Below are 14,232 nucleotides of genomic sequence, written 5' to 3'. Positions count from 1 at the left end.
GAAGGATTCTGCCCGTCGGCGTCGCGATATACCAACGAATGGCACCCGAATTGCCGAAATGAAGAATCAATCCTTGGCGCTTCGGATGATTGCGCGCTCTCCCGCGACCTCCCGAACGAGCTCGGCGAGCTCGGCAAACTCGAGAATTTCCGCATCCCTGGCAACCGGTAGGCGCAGCGGCCGCGCCCCGTCGGCGGTGCGGGCCTCTTGCAGCGCAAAGGTCCCGGCCCCGAGCGCGAGGGCGCGGCGCGCGCACTCGCGGACGCTTTCCGGTGAGTGGGATCCGGGGTAGACGGTCAGTCGCGCCTCAACCTCGGGCGGCGCGGCGCCAGCAAGCAGCTCGCTCAGCGCCTGCCAGGCCCGTTCGCCGAGGCTCTCACCGACACCGACGACGCTCGGGTAGTCCTCGGGCAGGCCCTTCACATCGAATCCGACCCAGGTCAGCTGCTCCCGAATCTCGGCGAGGCGACGCGGATAGGCGCCGCCCGTGTGCAACCCGACCTCGAATCCGGCCTCGCGTACCGCCGTCATGGCGGCGGGCAGGGCGGGGTGACGGGTGGCCTCTCCCCCGGTGAAGACAACTCCGTCGAGCAGGCCGCGCCGCTTTGCCAGCAGGGCGGTGACGTCGGAGAAACCGATGACACCGGACTTCGCGCAGTCGAGCAGGTCGGTGTTGTGGCAGTAGGTGCAGCGCCACGGGCAGCCCTGGACGAAGACGGTGGCGACGAGCCGGCCCGGCCAGTCGACCGTCGATAGCGGGACAAGTCCCGCGATCGGCAGGTCGTGGGCGGGTGGCCGGGCGGTCGTCGTGGGCATTGCTAGACCAGCGCCGGCTCGTCGAACATCACGCGCTCTGCGTACTCGCCCTTTTTGCCGATGTTGAAGGAGGAGACGGGACGGAAGTAGCCCATGACGCGGGTCCAGACCTCGCAGGCCTGGGTCTCGTCGAACTCCTCTTCGCAGCGGGTGCAGGTGAAGTGCTCGCCCGCGAGGTAGCCGTGGGTCGGGCAGATCGAGAACGTCGGGGTGATGGTGATGTAGGGCAGGCGGAAGTTGGCAAGCGCGCGGTGCACGAGCGTCTTGCAGGCTTCGGCCGAGGACACCTTTTCCGGCAGGTACAGGTGCAGCACGGTGCCGCCCGTGTACTTGCCCTGCAGTTCCTCCTGCTCGGCGAGGGCCTGGAAAGCGTCATCGGTGTAGCCGACGGGCAGCTGGGAGGAGTTGGTGTAGTAGGGGTTGGCATCGGTGCCGGCCTGGATGATGCCGGGGTAGCGCTTGCGGTCTTCCTTGGCGAAGCGGTACGTCGTGCCCTCGGCGGGCGTGGCCTCCAGGTTGTACAGGTGGCCGGTTTCTTCCTGGAAACGCACCATCGCGTCGCGGACGTGATCGAGAAGTTCGACCGCGAGCGCGTGCCCGGTCTCGTCGGTGATGTCGTGCTCGTCGAGGGTGAAGTTGCGGATCATTTCGTTGATGCCGTTGACACCGATCGTCGAGAAGTGGTTCTCGAGGGTTCCGAGGTAGCGCTTGGTGAAGGGGAAGAGCCCGGAGTCGATGTGATGCTGGATGACGACGCGCTTTTTCTCTAGCGTGTCGCGGGCGATCTCGAGCAACTCATCGAGGCGCGCGAACAAGCCGTCCTTGTCCTTGGCGTGCAGGTAGCCCAGCCGCGCGCAGTTGATCGTGACGACCCCCAGGGAGCCGGTCTGCTCGGCCGAACCGAATAGGCCATTGCCGCGCTTGAGCAGTTCGCGCAGGTCGAGCTGCAGGCGGCAGCACATGGAGCGGATCATGCCCGGATCGAGCTCGGAGTTGAGGAAGTTTTGGAAGTAGGGCAGGCCGTACTTCGCGGTCATTTCGAACAGCAGGGTGGCATTTTCGCTGTCCCAATCGAAGTCCTCGGTGATGTTGTAGGTGGGGATCGGGAAGGTGAAGACCCGGCCTTCGGCGTCGCCGTCGGTCATGACCGCCATGTAGGCGCGGTTGATCATGTCCATTTCTTCTTGGAGCTCACCGTAGGTGAAGTCGCATACTTCCTCGCCGATGAGGGGAGCTTCGTCGGCGATGTCCTTGGGGCAGGTCCAGTCGAAGGTGAGGTTGGTGAAGGGCGTTTGGGTGCCCCAGCGGGAGGGAACGTTGAGGTTGTAGATGAGTTCCTGCATGCACTGCTCGACCTGGTCGTAGGTCATGTTGTCCAGCCGGACGAAGGGCGCCATGTAGGTATCGAAGGAAGAAAAGGCCTGCGCGCCGGCCCACTCGTTTTGTAGCGTGCCCAGGAAGTTGACGATCTGGCCGATGGCGGAGGAAAAGTGCTTGGGGGGACGGGCCGCGATCGCGCCTGGCACACCGTTGAACCCCTGCTCCAGCAGCGTGCGCAGTGACCACCCTGCGCAGTAGCCGGCGAACATGTCGAGATCGTGGATGTGCAGATCGCCTTCGCGGTGCGCGGCGCCGGCCTCGGGACGGTAGACCCGCGAGAGCCAGTAGTTGGCGATCATCTTGCCCGAGGTATTGAGCATCATGCCGCCGAGCGAGTAGCCCTGATTGGCGTTGGCGTTCACTCGCCAATCCGAGCGATCGAGGTACTCCTCGATCGTTGCCACCGCGTCAACCTTGACGGGCGCCGTCCTCGTTGAGGGCTGTGCGGAAATGGTCTCGTGGCGGGTGGCGGAGGTGGTCATGTTGGACTCCCCAATCTCGGTTTTTACTCGTGCTTCGTGGTGCCGCTCATCGTCAAGCGCGCCTTACCGACGTTAGGACCCACCACTACATATTGTGTCAGCGACACGCACAAACCACCGCATGTTGTGGTTTTTCTTCCTCAACTCTGAAGTGAGTCGGGACGTTGGTCCCACGTGAGGCACAATGGGAGACATGACAGACCAGGCCCGCTGGCAGCGGATTACGAGTGCCAATCCCGAGCATTCCGCGCGCTATATCGATCGATTCAAACAACTCGCGGCCCGCGGGTTCGATCTGCACGGCGAGGCCCGCGCGGCCGATGCCCTCGTCGCGCGTGGGGCGCTCATTATCGATGCGGGATGCGGGCCGGGCCGGGTAGCCATCGAACTCGCCAAGCGCGGCCACCGCGTCATTGGTCTCGACATCGATCCCGAGTTCGTTGCCGAAGGCACGACCGTCGCCGCCGATGCCGGCGTGGGGCTCGACCCGGCGGTGGAGACCGAGGATATTTCCCCCGGTCAGGTGCGCTTCATCGAAGCCAATATCTGTGAGCCCGTCCCGATGGATGTCCCGAAAGCCGATCTCATCGTGTGCGCGGGCAATGTCATCACCTTCCTCGATGGTGAATCACCGGCCGATTTCCTCACCCACATTGGTAACTCCCTAGCTCCCGGTGGGCGCATGGTGATCGGGTTTGGGCTGCGTCGCGGCTATTCGCTCGCGCGCTACGAGGGAGACCTTGCGTCATCGGGATGGGTGAGCCAGTCGAGGTTCTCCACCTGGCAGTTCGAGCCCTTCGGCGCCGACTCGGATTTCCTCGTCGATATCCTCTCCCGCACCTAACGCGCTATCTCGCGCCGCCGGCCTCGGTACGGATGAGGTCGATTTGGCGGAATGCGAGGGCACACACGCCAGTTAAGATCAGCGCCGCGCTCGCGGCCGCGATCGCCCCGGTTAGGCCGTGCCCGGCAGCAGTTGTCAGGACCCGACCCGATAGGCGCTCGGCGTCAAGGAATCCTGCGCTCGCGACCCGGATCGCGACGGCCGTGATCCCCATTCCTCCGATCACGGCGGCAGCCATCGCCATCCGCAAGATCACGAGGCGCAGTCGCGCCGCCGCAATTGGGCCTACTTCGTTGGGTGCGAGCGCGAAACCCCACGCCGCGGCCACGAGGATCGCGGCCAGGACATCGGAGGGCCGGTGCCAGCCGTTGACGAGCGTCGTAAAACCAATGAAGAGAGTCCAGCCGGTGCCGATGAGGACCGAGACTGTGCGCCACGCGACCGGCACCACCATGATGAGGGCGACCGCCGTCGCGGCCGCGACCGTCGTGTGACCGGACGGTAGGGAGGGTGGCGTCGCCCAGTTGATGCCAAGGTCCGGGCGCGGCAACAGGTAGGTCTTGAGCAGCTGCGTGGTGAGGTTCGCGCCCGCCAGCACAATGACCGCTCGGATCGCGAGCTGCCATCGCTTGCGCACGATCGCGATCAGGGCGACGGCAATCACGATCGCGGCGAGACCACCATAGGAGATGACGGTGTGAGTAAAGGAAATATCGATCGGATCGATGCTCGAAAGCTCCCGCAGGCGCAGCATGGCGAGGGTATCGACAGCTTGCCCGAGCCTCGTCATCACCGCGCCGAGCCACAATCCGAGGACGGCCACCACGCAGACGACCATGCCGGCCATCCGCCGGGTGTGGGCGCGGCGCGGCCGCAGGGTCCCGTTGATCTCCCGGGAGGTGGCTTGCACGTGTGAGCAGGCCGGTCGCGCAGCGCGCGGGTGCGCGGGGCGGCGGTGAATCGGCGGAATCGGCTCGGGCACGCGAACATTGTAAGGGACCGGCACAATAGCCCTATGGGTGCCGGGCCGAATCATGACATCGTCGCGTCGGTGCGGCGTATCGTCGGGGAGGACCGGATCGCCCACGTGCACCGCACCCCGGCGCGATCGGCCCAATACGCGCCGTGGCCACAGGCGGTTCATCCCGATGTCGTGGCGGCATACGAACGCATCGGCGTGACCCGGCCGTGGCGACACCAGGCCGAAGCCCTGCACGCTCTCGACCACGGCGAGTCGACAGTCATTGCTACCGGGACCGGGTCCGGAAAGTCTCTTCCAGTGTGGGCAGAAATGTTCTCCTTGCTCGCCCGTCACGAGGAGGCGATTGCCACCGGAGCCGCGGGTTCCATCGCGCGACGGATGGTCCGCCCAACCATGGTCTATCTCGCTCCAACAAAGGCACTCGGCGCTGATCAGGTGGCGGCCGCGCGCGGCATCATCGCGGCCGGAAACCTCCCCGCAGTCGTGACCACGTGCGATGGCGATTCCAGTAGCGAAGAGAAAAAGGCTGCGCGCGCACGCGCAGATGTCATTGCCACCAACCCAGATTTTGTGCACTATTCCCTCCTCGCCTCGCATGCGCGCTGGGCCAGGCTGCTGCGCGGCCTCCACCTCATCGTGCTGGACGAAGCCCACGCCTATCGCGGTCTCTTTGGCGCCAACGTCGCCCTCGTGTTGCGCCGACTCATCCGCGCGGCCCGCGCCTACGGCGCCGATCCGGTCGTCGTGTTTTTGTCCGCGACCGCGGCCGATCCGCACGGTCTGGCTGCGGCGATGCTTGGCGAGTCTGGTGGACGCGCACAGACCATCACCGAGGACGGCTCCCCCACCGGTGCCCGCGACCATATCCTGGTGCGGCCCGATGACGACGGCAGCTCCGATGCCGCCCCGCTGCTCGCGGACCTCGTTACCCGCCACCACCGCACCCTGATGTTTGTGCGGTCGCGCTATGGCGCTGAAGCGATGGCCGCCCACGTTCGGGATCTCGTCGCGGCAGCAGATGCGAAGCGAGTCGCCTCCTACCGCGGCGGTTATCTTCCCGAAGAACGCCGCCAGCTCGAGGCTGAACTGCGCTGCGGCGGGCTCGTTGGACTCACGGCAACGAGTGCGCTGGAACTCGGGATCGATATCTCCGGGTTGGACGCCGTCATCACCTCGGGCTGGCCCGGCTCGCGCGCATCTCTGCTGCAGCAGGCGGGCCGCGCGGGTCGAGCAGGAAGCGATGGGGTCGCGATCTTCGCGGCGCGCGATGACGCCCTGGACTCCTATCTCGTGGAACACCCCGAGGAGATTTTCGCCGCCGGTGTGGAGCCCACGGTGATCAACGTCGCCAATCCCCACGTCCTCGTTCCCCACCTGCTGGCTGCTGCGAGCGAGTTCCCGCTCACCCCAGCCGACTTCCCGCTCTTTGGGCTCGGGCCCGCCACCGAGTCCGTGACGCCGCCACTCATCGAGGAACTCCTCGCCCGGGACTTGCTGAAGTCGCGGCCCGCCGGATGGATGTACAACACGCTGCTCGAGCGGCGCGCCCATGACCTGACGGACCTGCGAGGCTCCGGCGCCAGGGACGTGGCAGTCGTGGAAAGCGAAACCGGCCGCCTCCTTGGGACCGTGAGCGCCGGTTCGGCGGATTCAAGCGTGCACGAGGGAGCGATCTACCTGCACCAGGGTCAGCAGTTCCTCGTTCGGGACTATGACGGACAGGCCGCAGTCGCCGAGCCGATTCAGCCCCAGGAACTGCGGACCGTGGCACGCAGCGAAACCAGCGTAGAGGTCCTCGATGTCATCGATTCTGCTGGCACGGTAGCGCTCGCCCGTGTCGATGTGGCGACGCAGGTCACGGGTTTTGATCGCCGTCGCGCTAAGACCGGCGAGATCATCTCTTCCCAGCGCCTCAAGCTCCCGCAACGTCACCTGCAGACCGTTGCCTGGCAGTGGCATGTGCCCGCCGGTTCGCTGGAGGCCGCAGGACTTGCTCCCGGGGACATCCCGGGCGCACTCCACGCCGCCGAGCATGCGCTGATTTCGCTGCTGCCCCTGATCGCGCACTGCGATCGCTGGGATATTGGCGGCGTCTCGTTCGCGCTGCACGGCGAGAGTTTGGAGCCAACGATCTTTGTCTATGACGGGGCTCGCGGCGGCGCGGGTTTCGCGGCCGCCGGATTCGAGCACCGAGCGGCGTGGGTGGCGCGCACTCGCGACGCGGTCGCCGACTGCCCCTGCGAGGCCGGCTGCCCGCGGTGCATCGTCTCCCCGAAGTGCGGCAGCGGAAACGAGCCGCTATCCAAGCCGGGGGCGATCGCCGTTCTTGACATCATGGCGGCGCAAATATCGGTGCCGCCCGAGCCCGCGCACTGACCTCGCCTATGCCAAGGACGGGAACAGTGACGCGGACCCGCAGATCTAACCCGAGGCGCTCACACTCGGCAAGCTGCACCCCGTTGCGCGCGGCGATCTCACCGGCGCGCAGGCAGCCGCGCGAAAGGTCCGGGCCGGCACTGAGCGCGGCGAGATCGGCGACCGCCTGCGCGTAACTGCGGTGGGCTCGGGTGCTCGCGCTCGCCGCGATCGCAAGAATGAGAAGTGCGGCCAGCCCCATGAGTGCGGCGGCGATCACCGAAATACCGCCGGATTCATCGTGCCGGCGTTTCATGGGCTGCCACCCGGCTCTGCCGGCAGGGTCACGCTCGCGCTCACCTTCAGGCCCGGCAGCCAGCTCACGGACCGGGACGTCGATCGGACGCGGACCTGTACCCAGGCGCCCTCGCTGACAGTGATGTCGGCGGCGCATTGGCAGACGCGTTGGGCGATGGTTCGTGCCTGTTCGGGGCTGTGGCCGATCGCGAGGGCTCGGGCCGCAGCGCGCGCACCTTCCGTGACGCTGAGCTGCTGGACGCCCGCGAGCGCGGTCACGAGCAGGGCTGCCAGCATCATGACGATGACGGGGAGGACGAGGGCCGTTTCGACCGTCGCCGAGCCGCGTTCGCCGGTGGTGCGCGCGCTGCGGCGAGGGCTCATTTCGTGTTCAGCGCCTTGGAGATGATGCCGGTGAGGAGTTTGCGGATTTCCGGGGAGCTGACCACGGCGATGAGGAGCGCGGCGAAGGCAGCAGCCGCGAGCGCCGCGATGGCGTACTCGGCAGTGGCCGAGCCTCGTTCGCTGCGGATGAGTTGATGGGCGTGGGCTCGAGCCGCTAGGCGCGTCACGCCGGTGGCAAGCGCGGTGTAGGTGCGGTGGATCGGGAACATGTCAGTCCTTTCAATTGGAGGTAGGCCCAGTGTGTGCTGGGCCGGACGGGCCTTATGCCAGCCGTGTGGATGCCCAGGTGTGCCGCACGGGCCGGGTGGGGCTGTGGATGGCGGCGGCCGGCTAGAAGGTGATCGTGGAGAAGATCGACATGATGGCGGGGATCAGGGCGAGGAACGCGAAGGCCGGCAGGAAACAGATGCCGAGTGGCAGCACGAGGCGCGCGGCGAGGCGGGAGGCGGCCGAACGTGCTTCGGCGTCGAGCGCTGCCCGCAGCCGTTCAGCGCGGCGGCGCAGGAGCGCGACGGGGCTTGCTCCGGAGGTCCAGGCTACTGCGAGGCTCTGGGCGAGCGGTCCGTCGGCGTGCTCGCCCCAAGCTTCCTCCCAACTGACGCCAAGGAGCAGGGCGCGCGAGGCGTGCGCGAGGTGGGGCGCGTCTTCCACCTCCGATAAGACCTCGAGCACGGTGGGAATGGGGGCCCCGGCACTGAGCGCGGCCGCGGCGAGCTCGCACGTGACGTGGTCCGAGCGGGCAGGCGCGCGGGCAGCGGCGGCGATGAGCCGGGTCGTCCAGACGCGGCCAGCTAGCCAGGCCGCACAGCCCACGAGCGCGGACAGGGTGCCGATGCCGCCGTCGGTCAACCGGGCGATGACATCGACGCCGAGGAGCGCGGCCCCGGCGAGCCCGATAATGGGCAGGGCGGACAGGATGCGGGCCGAGGAACGCGGCCCGGCGAGCGCGATGGTGCGGGCGGCGGCGGCATCGTCGGCGCCGGCGACGACGCTCGCGCACGCCTGCAGCACATCGGTCAGGGGAGCTCCGGTGCGCAGCGCGAGGCGGATGGCGGCCGCGAGGGTGACGCCGCCCGGCCCGAGCTCGGCGAGCCGGGGCGGGCCCGACTCCGGATCGAAGCGCTCGGCGAGCTGGTGGGTGCGGGCGACGTGCTGCCAGGCCGTTTCAAGTGGGGCGCCGGCACGCAGCCGCTCGGAAAAGTCGAGGGCGAGGGTGCCGACATCGATGCGGGCTCGGGCGGGCGCCCGCGAGCGCAGCCGGCGCGTCCCGCTCGCACCGATCGGGACGTGGGCTAGCCCCCACGTCATGGCGGCGAGGATCGCCACGAGCGCGCCGGTCACGGCTGTGTCCTTGCCGCCTCGCCGCGCATCGCCGCAAGCCCCGGCCCCTCGGTGAGCTCACCAGCGGCGCTCACGTGGAGTGCGGGCACGACGATGAGGTCGCTGCCGCGGCGCTGCAGGACGCTCAGCTCGGCGACGTAGCGGCGCGGCCCGTCGCGCCGGAGGTGGACGATCGCGTCGAGCGCTGCCGCCGCCTGCGCCGCGAGCGCCGCCTCGGACAGTCCGGCTAGCGCGCCGAGGGCGAGCAGGCGTGCCGGCACGTCGGCGGCGGAGTTCGCGTGCAGCGTGAACCAGCACCCGGCGTGCCCGGTGTTCAGCGCCGCGAGGACGTCGCGGATCTCGGCACCGCGGGCCTCCCCGAGGACGAGCCGGTCCGGGCGCATCCGCAGGGCGGCACGCACGAGCTCCGAGAGAGTGACGGCGCCGCGGCCCTCGGTATTCGCGGTGCGCGACTGCAGCGCAACGACGTGCGGGTGTGGCGGGCGAAGCTCATGCGACTCTTCGATGATGAGCAGGCGCTCGCGCGCGGGCAGGGAGGCGAGAAGTGCCGAGAGCAGCGTCGTCTTGCCGGTGCCCGTCGCCCCGGAGATCACGACGTTAGCGCCGCGGCTCAGAAGCGCGCGCACCCCCTGTTCGATCCGCGGGTGCAGGGCGCCGCGCGCGGCAAGCTCGTTCAGGCTGAAGGCGTGGTGGCGGGCGGTTCGCAGACTGATCGCGGCCCCGCCGCTCACGAGCGGGGAGAGGATCGCGTGCAGCCGGACGTTGCCGATGATGGTGCCGTCGACGATCGGTGCCGCGTCATCCAGGCGACGGCCCGCGCTCGCGGCGAGGCGGACGGCCAGCGCCCGCGTGTCCTCGATCCGCATCGTGAGCGGCTGCAGCTCGCCGGCGCGCTCGATGACGACGCTGCCGTCGGGGTTGACGAGGACGTCGGTGACGGCCGCGTCAGTGAGGAGATCGAGCAGCTCGCCAGTGAGCCCGGCCTCGCGGGCGGTCGCATCGCGGTGGCTGCGCGCGAGTTCCCCGGCACGCACGGGCGCATCGGCCAGTGCATCGGCCCGGCTCGAGCCGCGGGCCAGCGCGCTCGCCCGGCTCTGCCAGCTCATGTGCCGCTCGCCTGCCGCCATAGTCGGCGCGCGACCTGCATGGCGGCTCCCCGCGGCGAATCGCCCGGCCCGATGCCGTGCTCGATCGCCTCCGCCACGTGGCGCTCGGTGCGAAAGCTCTCCGCACGCAGCGGCGCGCACGCCGCGATCACCTCGTCGGCGGAGCGAACGCCCGGGGTGCGAAGGACGAGGATTCGGGCCGGATCGGGCGCGAGCAGTTGGAAGGTGCGCACGCTTTCCGCTCCCGGCACCCCGATGACGACGTCGAGGTCCGCGACGGTGCCCGCCAGCGCGCCCAGCGGCAGGCAGCCGTCGATCACCACGAGGTCGCACGCGTGCCGCAGCACTTGGGCAACGGCCCAGCACGTTGCGACCTCCGGCGCGATCCCGGTCAGGACCCCGATGCCCTGATAGCTCGGGAGCGCCCGCGCCAGGCGCAGCGGCAGCAGAGCGTGCCCATCGCCGACGTCGGCCCAGGAGGCGGCATCGGCGGCGATCGCGGCATAGGTCTCGCCGGTTTCGAGCTCGAGCAGCGCGCCTGCCCCAGCGCGTGGATCGGTATCGACGTAGATGACGCGCAACCCGTCCTGGGCGGCGAGCCGCGCAAAGCACGTGGCCAGGCGCGTCGCTCCGGCCGCGCCATGGAGCCCCGCTACCCGCACGACGGGGGCCGCGGCGGCGAGTTTACCGAAGCGCTGCAGCAGCGCGGCGGCATCATCGGGCAGGACGTAGCGGCGCCCGACCGGTGGCGGCTGCGCGGCCGGCTCGGCGGCGACGATGACCGTGCGTTCGGCGCTCGCGGCATCGAGCTCCTCCAAAGTCGCCCGGTTGAGGGGCTCGCTGAGGACGAGGACGCAGTTCGGATCGGCTAGGTCCGTATCCCACGGCCGGGGCGGGATCAGTGCGCCAGCGAGTTCCGCGAGATCACGTACCGCGGTGCGGAGCGCATCGTCGGCCACTTGAATCACGACGGTGCGGGCGGTCGGTGCGGCAGAAGTGTTCATGGCCTCAACGGTGCGCCACGGCACGATCGCGCGACGCCCATCCACAGCCGGGCGGGCGTGCTGGCTTCACCTATCCCCAGCATCGACGCTGTCCGCGCCGGCCAGTACGCTAGAAACATGCGCACATTACGGGCGGCCGCGTTCTTCGATCTCGACAAAACCGTGCTGGCAAAATCCGCCACGCTCGCGCTCTTCCGCCCCCTGCTCGCCGCCGGCCTGCTCTCCCACGCCGATGTGGCGCGCTCGGCCCACGCGCAGCTGACCTACCATTTCCTCGACGCCGATCATGATCGCTCCGAGCGGGTACGCGAGCGCCTGTCCGCGCTGGTGACGGGCTGGGATGTCGCGGCCTTCCAGCAGGTCGTGCGAGATTCGCTCGCCACCCGCATCGAGCCGGAGGTCTTCGGCGAGGCGCTCGACGCGATCGCCGCCCATCACGCCGCGGGCCACGACGTCGTCATCGTCTCCGCCTCCGTCGAGGCGATCGTCGCACCCATCGCGCAGATGCTCGGCGCCGATCACGTCGTTGCCTCAACACTCGAGGTTATCGACGGTCGCTATACGGGCGTCATCTCCGACTACGTCTACGGCCCCGCCAAGGCCGAGGCGATGGCGCGCCTGGCCGAGCGCTACGGCTGGGATCTCTCCCAGTCGTGGGCGTATTCCGATTCCATCACCGACGCCCCCATGCTTCAGGCGGTGGGCCATCCCGTCGCGGTCAACCCCGATCGCGCGCTAGCCGTCCTCGCGATGGAAGGCGGCTGGGATATCGCCCACTTCGTGAACCCGGTGCCGCTCAAACCACAGGACGCGATTCCGCTGCTCGGCGTGCTCGCGGCCCTCGGCGCGGCGGGCGCTATCTGGTGGTGGTGGCGCCGCCGCGAGCCCCAGCCAGCACGTCGTCGCACACGGCGCGCCCGGCGATAAGGCCCGCGCGCCACATCAGCCCACACGCCTCACACCAGGTGGCCGCGGCCTGCCAGTCGCCCGCGAGGTAGTCCGCGAGCGCCTCGGGCTCGCCCACATCGTCGAGCACCGCGACGCCCGCCGGCTCGAGGCCGGAGCGCACCGCGTGGATTTTTGCCAGGCTCGCTCCGAACGCGCTCGCCGGCGGCCCGGCCGTCCCGGCCCACCCCGCGCCCTGGCCGTGCGCCCAGATGAGCGCCGTCGTCACAAAGGCCGGGCCACCTGCCGACAGCAGGGCGGCGATGATGCGCTGGTGGCGCGCCGCAGCCGGATCGGGCGCGGGCAGGCCGCCGTCGCGCCGCAGCGCTGTCATGAGCTGGCCCGCTGGGGTGCGGTCGGGCGTGCCGCCGAGCGCACCGTAGTACTCCAGCGAGCGGCGCAGTATACGCCAGGTGCGCCACCGCGCATCCGTTCCATCAGCCTGCCCGGCGACGATCATCGCCGCGAGGTCACCGCGCGGCGGCAGGCCCGCAGCGTTCGCCAGGTGCGTGGTCGTCGCGACGGCGGCGGCGGTGCGTGCCTCTCGGGAGCGGCGGCGCAGCGCCTCGTGAAAGCGCAGATCGGCCGCCTGCTCGGAGATCTCGCGAGCGAGCTGGGCGATCGTGTCATCGCCCGCGAGCGAATTCAGGGCGGCAGCAAGGGAGGTCGTCATCGAGATCCAGTGTAGTAATCGCGGCGAAAACGGCCCCAAAGACGCCCGAATCGGCGTGCCCGCCGCGCCATAATGCCCCTGTCTCGATAGCGTTGGGCTAACTCATCAGCATCGGAGGACTCATGACCGACAACCGCGAAAGCAACCGCGATCCCCGCGAATTTTCCCGGGACGAGGACTTCGAGACGTCCTCCCCGTACGACACGGCTCCCACCGAGGAGCACATGCCGAGCTTCAAGGCGCCCGAGTCGGACTTCGATCGCGAGGGCGTTTTCGGCGAGTTTTCCGACGGCGGCCGCACTCCCGAAGCTGCCCCGGGTGAGCCGGATGCGCCGCTGGAGACGGCCCCGGCTGAGAGCCCCGCGCAGGGTATCGACGACGGCGCCGCCGAGCCGGTCGCGGCCGAGCCGCCCGTCGCGCAACCTCGCGAATCCGAGGACACCACCCCCGCCGCCCCGCCGCTTGAGGATCGCTTTGAGGAGCAGGTCAGCGAGGAGCAGGTCAGCGAGGAAGCATCCTATGGCGGCAGCGCTCGCGTCGCGGATATTGCCGACGACGGTGAGCTGCACAGCCGCGAGGCCGCAGCGGAAGAGGCGGACTCCCCGCTGACGGCGCCCCCGCGGTTCTCCCCGGACGCCCGGCCGCCGGCAAGCGATGAGGGCCTCTCCTTCGGCGGCACCGCGCGCGTGGCCGAGGACGACGGCGAGGTCCACTCCCGCGAGGACGACATCGATAACACGATGGTGCGCCGCACCTCGCTGTGGAAGAACGAGCCCACCGAGGCCGAGGTAGCCGATTCCGACGCGACCGCCACCTTCCCGACGGGCGCCGCCGCTGCGGGTGGCGCTGCCGCCGCGGGCGCCGCCGCAACGACCCGCGAGCGTCCGCTGGACCGCTCCGGCTACGATCCGGCCCGCGCCTACGAGGACGACATCCTCGCGGGCGAAGAGCTCGAGGCCCCCCGCTCGCGCGCGGGCGCACACATCGCCTCGGCGCTGCTCGTCCTGCTGCTCACCCCGCTTGCCTGGTACCTCATCACCGATGCCGGCGCGCGCTTCACGCTCGCCGAAAACGCCCCCTGGACGAGCGGCCGGGTCAACCTCGCGGCAATCGCGGAGTTCCTCGGCGGGATCGTCATCGCCGTCGTCATCGCCTTCCTCATTAAGGCCTCCTCGCTCGGCGCGTGGATCACCGGAACGCTCCTGACGATCGCGGGCTTCGCGTTCATCGTTGCCCCGCGTCTCGTGCAGGACTACTCCGAGGGCACCTTGAACCAGCTCTCCGAGCTGCACCAGATCGGCGCTAACGCCTCGCATCACCTCATCGCCGACGGCTCGACGGGACGCCTCGCGGCCTACGGCATCGCGCTCCTGCTCGCCGGCTTCATCTCGCACGCCGCACGCGCCGCGGGCCGCCGCAACGAGCGTCTGCGCGCCGCCTTCGAACGCCGCGGCGGCGCCTACTAGCGCTGACCGCCACCCCACCACCGCCGCCCGCGCCGCATGAGGTGCGGGCGGCGGTGTGTATTCGCGGATGCCTCCCCCGGCCCGCGGTTGCGAGACAGCGCTAGACACCACCGCCACTACGACGCACAATAGTGAG

General features: G+C 69.2%; 14 protein-coding genes. 4 read left to right on the top strand and 10 right to left on the bottom strand.

Going from position 1 to position 14,232, the window contains the following annotated elements:
- Positions 1 to 66 precede the first annotated feature (66 nt).
- The gene (locus BLU67_RS02580) at positions 67 to 816 is read right to left on the bottom strand and encodes an anaerobic ribonucleoside-triphosphate reductase activating protein (protein WP_092561706.1); all 750 of its coding nucleotides are present in this window, start codon (positions 814 to 816) and stop codon (positions 67 to 69) included.
- A gap of 2 nt (positions 817 to 818) precedes the next feature.
- On the bottom strand, positions 819 to 2,678 hold the full coding sequence (locus tag BLU67_RS02575) for a ribonucleoside triphosphate reductase (protein ID WP_092561704.1): 1,860 nt from the start codon (positions 2,676 to 2,678) through the stop codon (positions 819 to 821).
- Between the two features lie 193 nt (positions 2,679 to 2,871).
- Here BLU67_RS02575 and BLU67_RS02570 point away from each other — a divergent pair, with 193 nt between their 5' ends.
- On the top strand, positions 2,872 to 3,522 hold the full coding sequence (locus BLU67_RS02570) for a class I SAM-dependent methyltransferase (protein ID WP_092562117.1): 651 nt from the start codon (positions 2,872 to 2,874) through the stop codon (positions 3,520 to 3,522).
- Between the two features lie 4 nt (positions 3,523 to 3,526).
- Here the strand turns inward: BLU67_RS02570 and BLU67_RS02565 are convergent, their stop codons facing one another.
- Entirely contained in the window at positions 3,527 to 4,504 is a 978-nt protein-coding gene (locus BLU67_RS02565; RefSeq protein ID WP_176780670.1) for a phosphatase PAP2 family protein, read from the bottom strand.
- A gap of 33 nt (positions 4,505 to 4,537) precedes the next feature.
- Here BLU67_RS02565 and BLU67_RS02560 point away from each other — a divergent pair, with 33 nt between their 5' ends.
- Positions 4,538 to 6,880 (top strand): DEAD/DEAH box helicase, encoded by a 2,343-nt coding sequence (locus BLU67_RS02560; protein ID WP_092561702.1) that lies wholly within the window; start codon positions 4,538 to 4,540, stop codon positions 6,878 to 6,880.
- Here the strand turns inward: BLU67_RS02560 and BLU67_RS02555 are convergent.
- The 6 genes from BLU67_RS02555 to BLU67_RS02530 all read right to left on the bottom strand — a co-directional run bounded on the left by BLU67_RS02555 (position 6,837) and on the right by BLU67_RS02530 (position 11,012).
- Positions 6,837 to 7,175 (bottom strand): Rv3654c family TadE-like protein, encoded by a 339-nt coding sequence (locus BLU67_RS02555; RefSeq protein WP_092561700.1) that lies wholly within the window; start codon positions 7,173 to 7,175, stop codon positions 6,837 to 6,839. The genes BLU67_RS02560 and BLU67_RS02555 overlap by 44 nt on opposite strands.
- Positions 7,172 to 7,540 carry a TadE family type IV pilus minor pilin gene (locus tag BLU67_RS02550; protein ID WP_092561699.1) on the bottom strand — a complete coding sequence of 123 codons (369 nt, stop codon included), beginning with the start codon at positions 7,538 to 7,540 and terminating at the stop codon, positions 7,172 to 7,174. Before BLU67_RS02550 ends, BLU67_RS02555 begins: the two co-directional genes overlap by 4 nt.
- Positions 7,537 to 7,770 carry a DUF4244 domain-containing protein gene (locus tag BLU67_RS02545; protein WP_092561697.1) on the bottom strand — a complete coding sequence of 78 codons (234 nt, stop codon included), beginning with the start codon at positions 7,768 to 7,770 and terminating at the stop codon, positions 7,537 to 7,539. The genes BLU67_RS02550 and BLU67_RS02545 overlap by 4 nt, the downstream gene beginning before the upstream one ends.
- A 121-nt stretch (positions 7,771 to 7,891) precedes the next feature.
- The gene (locus BLU67_RS02540; RefSeq protein WP_092561695.1) at positions 7,892 to 8,902 is read right to left on the bottom strand and encodes a type II secretion system F family protein; all 1,011 of its coding nucleotides are present in this window, start codon (positions 8,900 to 8,902) and stop codon (positions 7,892 to 7,894) included.
- Positions 8,899 to 10,008 (bottom strand): TadA family conjugal transfer-associated ATPase, encoded by a 1,110-nt coding sequence (locus tag BLU67_RS02535; RefSeq protein WP_261977004.1) that lies wholly within the window; start codon positions 10,006 to 10,008, stop codon positions 8,899 to 8,901. Before BLU67_RS02535 ends, BLU67_RS02540 begins: the two co-directional genes overlap by 4 nt.
- The gene (locus BLU67_RS02530; protein WP_143027312.1) at positions 10,005 to 11,012 is read right to left on the bottom strand and encodes a hypothetical protein; all 1,008 of its coding nucleotides are present in this window, start codon (positions 11,010 to 11,012) and stop codon (positions 10,005 to 10,007) included. Before BLU67_RS02530 ends, BLU67_RS02535 begins: the two co-directional genes overlap by 4 nt.
- 117 nt (positions 11,013 to 11,129) lie before the next feature.
- Between BLU67_RS02530 and BLU67_RS02525 the strand changes: the two genes are divergently transcribed.
- Entirely contained in the window at positions 11,130 to 11,939 is an 810-nt protein-coding gene (locus tag BLU67_RS02525; RefSeq protein WP_092561689.1) for an HAD family hydrolase, read from the top strand.
- Here the strand turns inward: BLU67_RS02525 and BLU67_RS02520 are convergent.
- The gene (locus tag BLU67_RS02520) at positions 11,869 to 12,630 is read right to left on the bottom strand and encodes a hypothetical protein (protein WP_092561687.1); all 762 of its coding nucleotides are present in this window, start codon (positions 12,628 to 12,630) and stop codon (positions 11,869 to 11,871) included. The genes BLU67_RS02525 and BLU67_RS02520 overlap by 71 nt on opposite strands.
- 122 nt (positions 12,631 to 12,752) lie before the next feature.
- Here BLU67_RS02520 and BLU67_RS02515 point away from each other — a divergent pair, with 122 nt between their 5' ends.
- Positions 12,753 to 14,096: a DUF1761 domain-containing protein gene (locus BLU67_RS02515; RefSeq protein WP_092561685.1), complete on the top strand. Its 1,344-nt coding sequence runs from the start codon at positions 12,753 to 12,755 to the stop codon at positions 14,094 to 14,096.
- Positions 14,097 to 14,232 lie beyond the last annotated feature (136 nt).

It is taken from the genome of Bowdeniella nasicola (assembly GCF_900107735.1).
Taxonomy (GTDB): domain Bacteria; phylum Actinomycetota; class Actinomycetes; order Actinomycetales; family Actinomycetaceae; genus Bowdeniella; species Bowdeniella massiliensis.
This window is presented reverse-complemented; position numbering and strand designations above follow the sequence as displayed.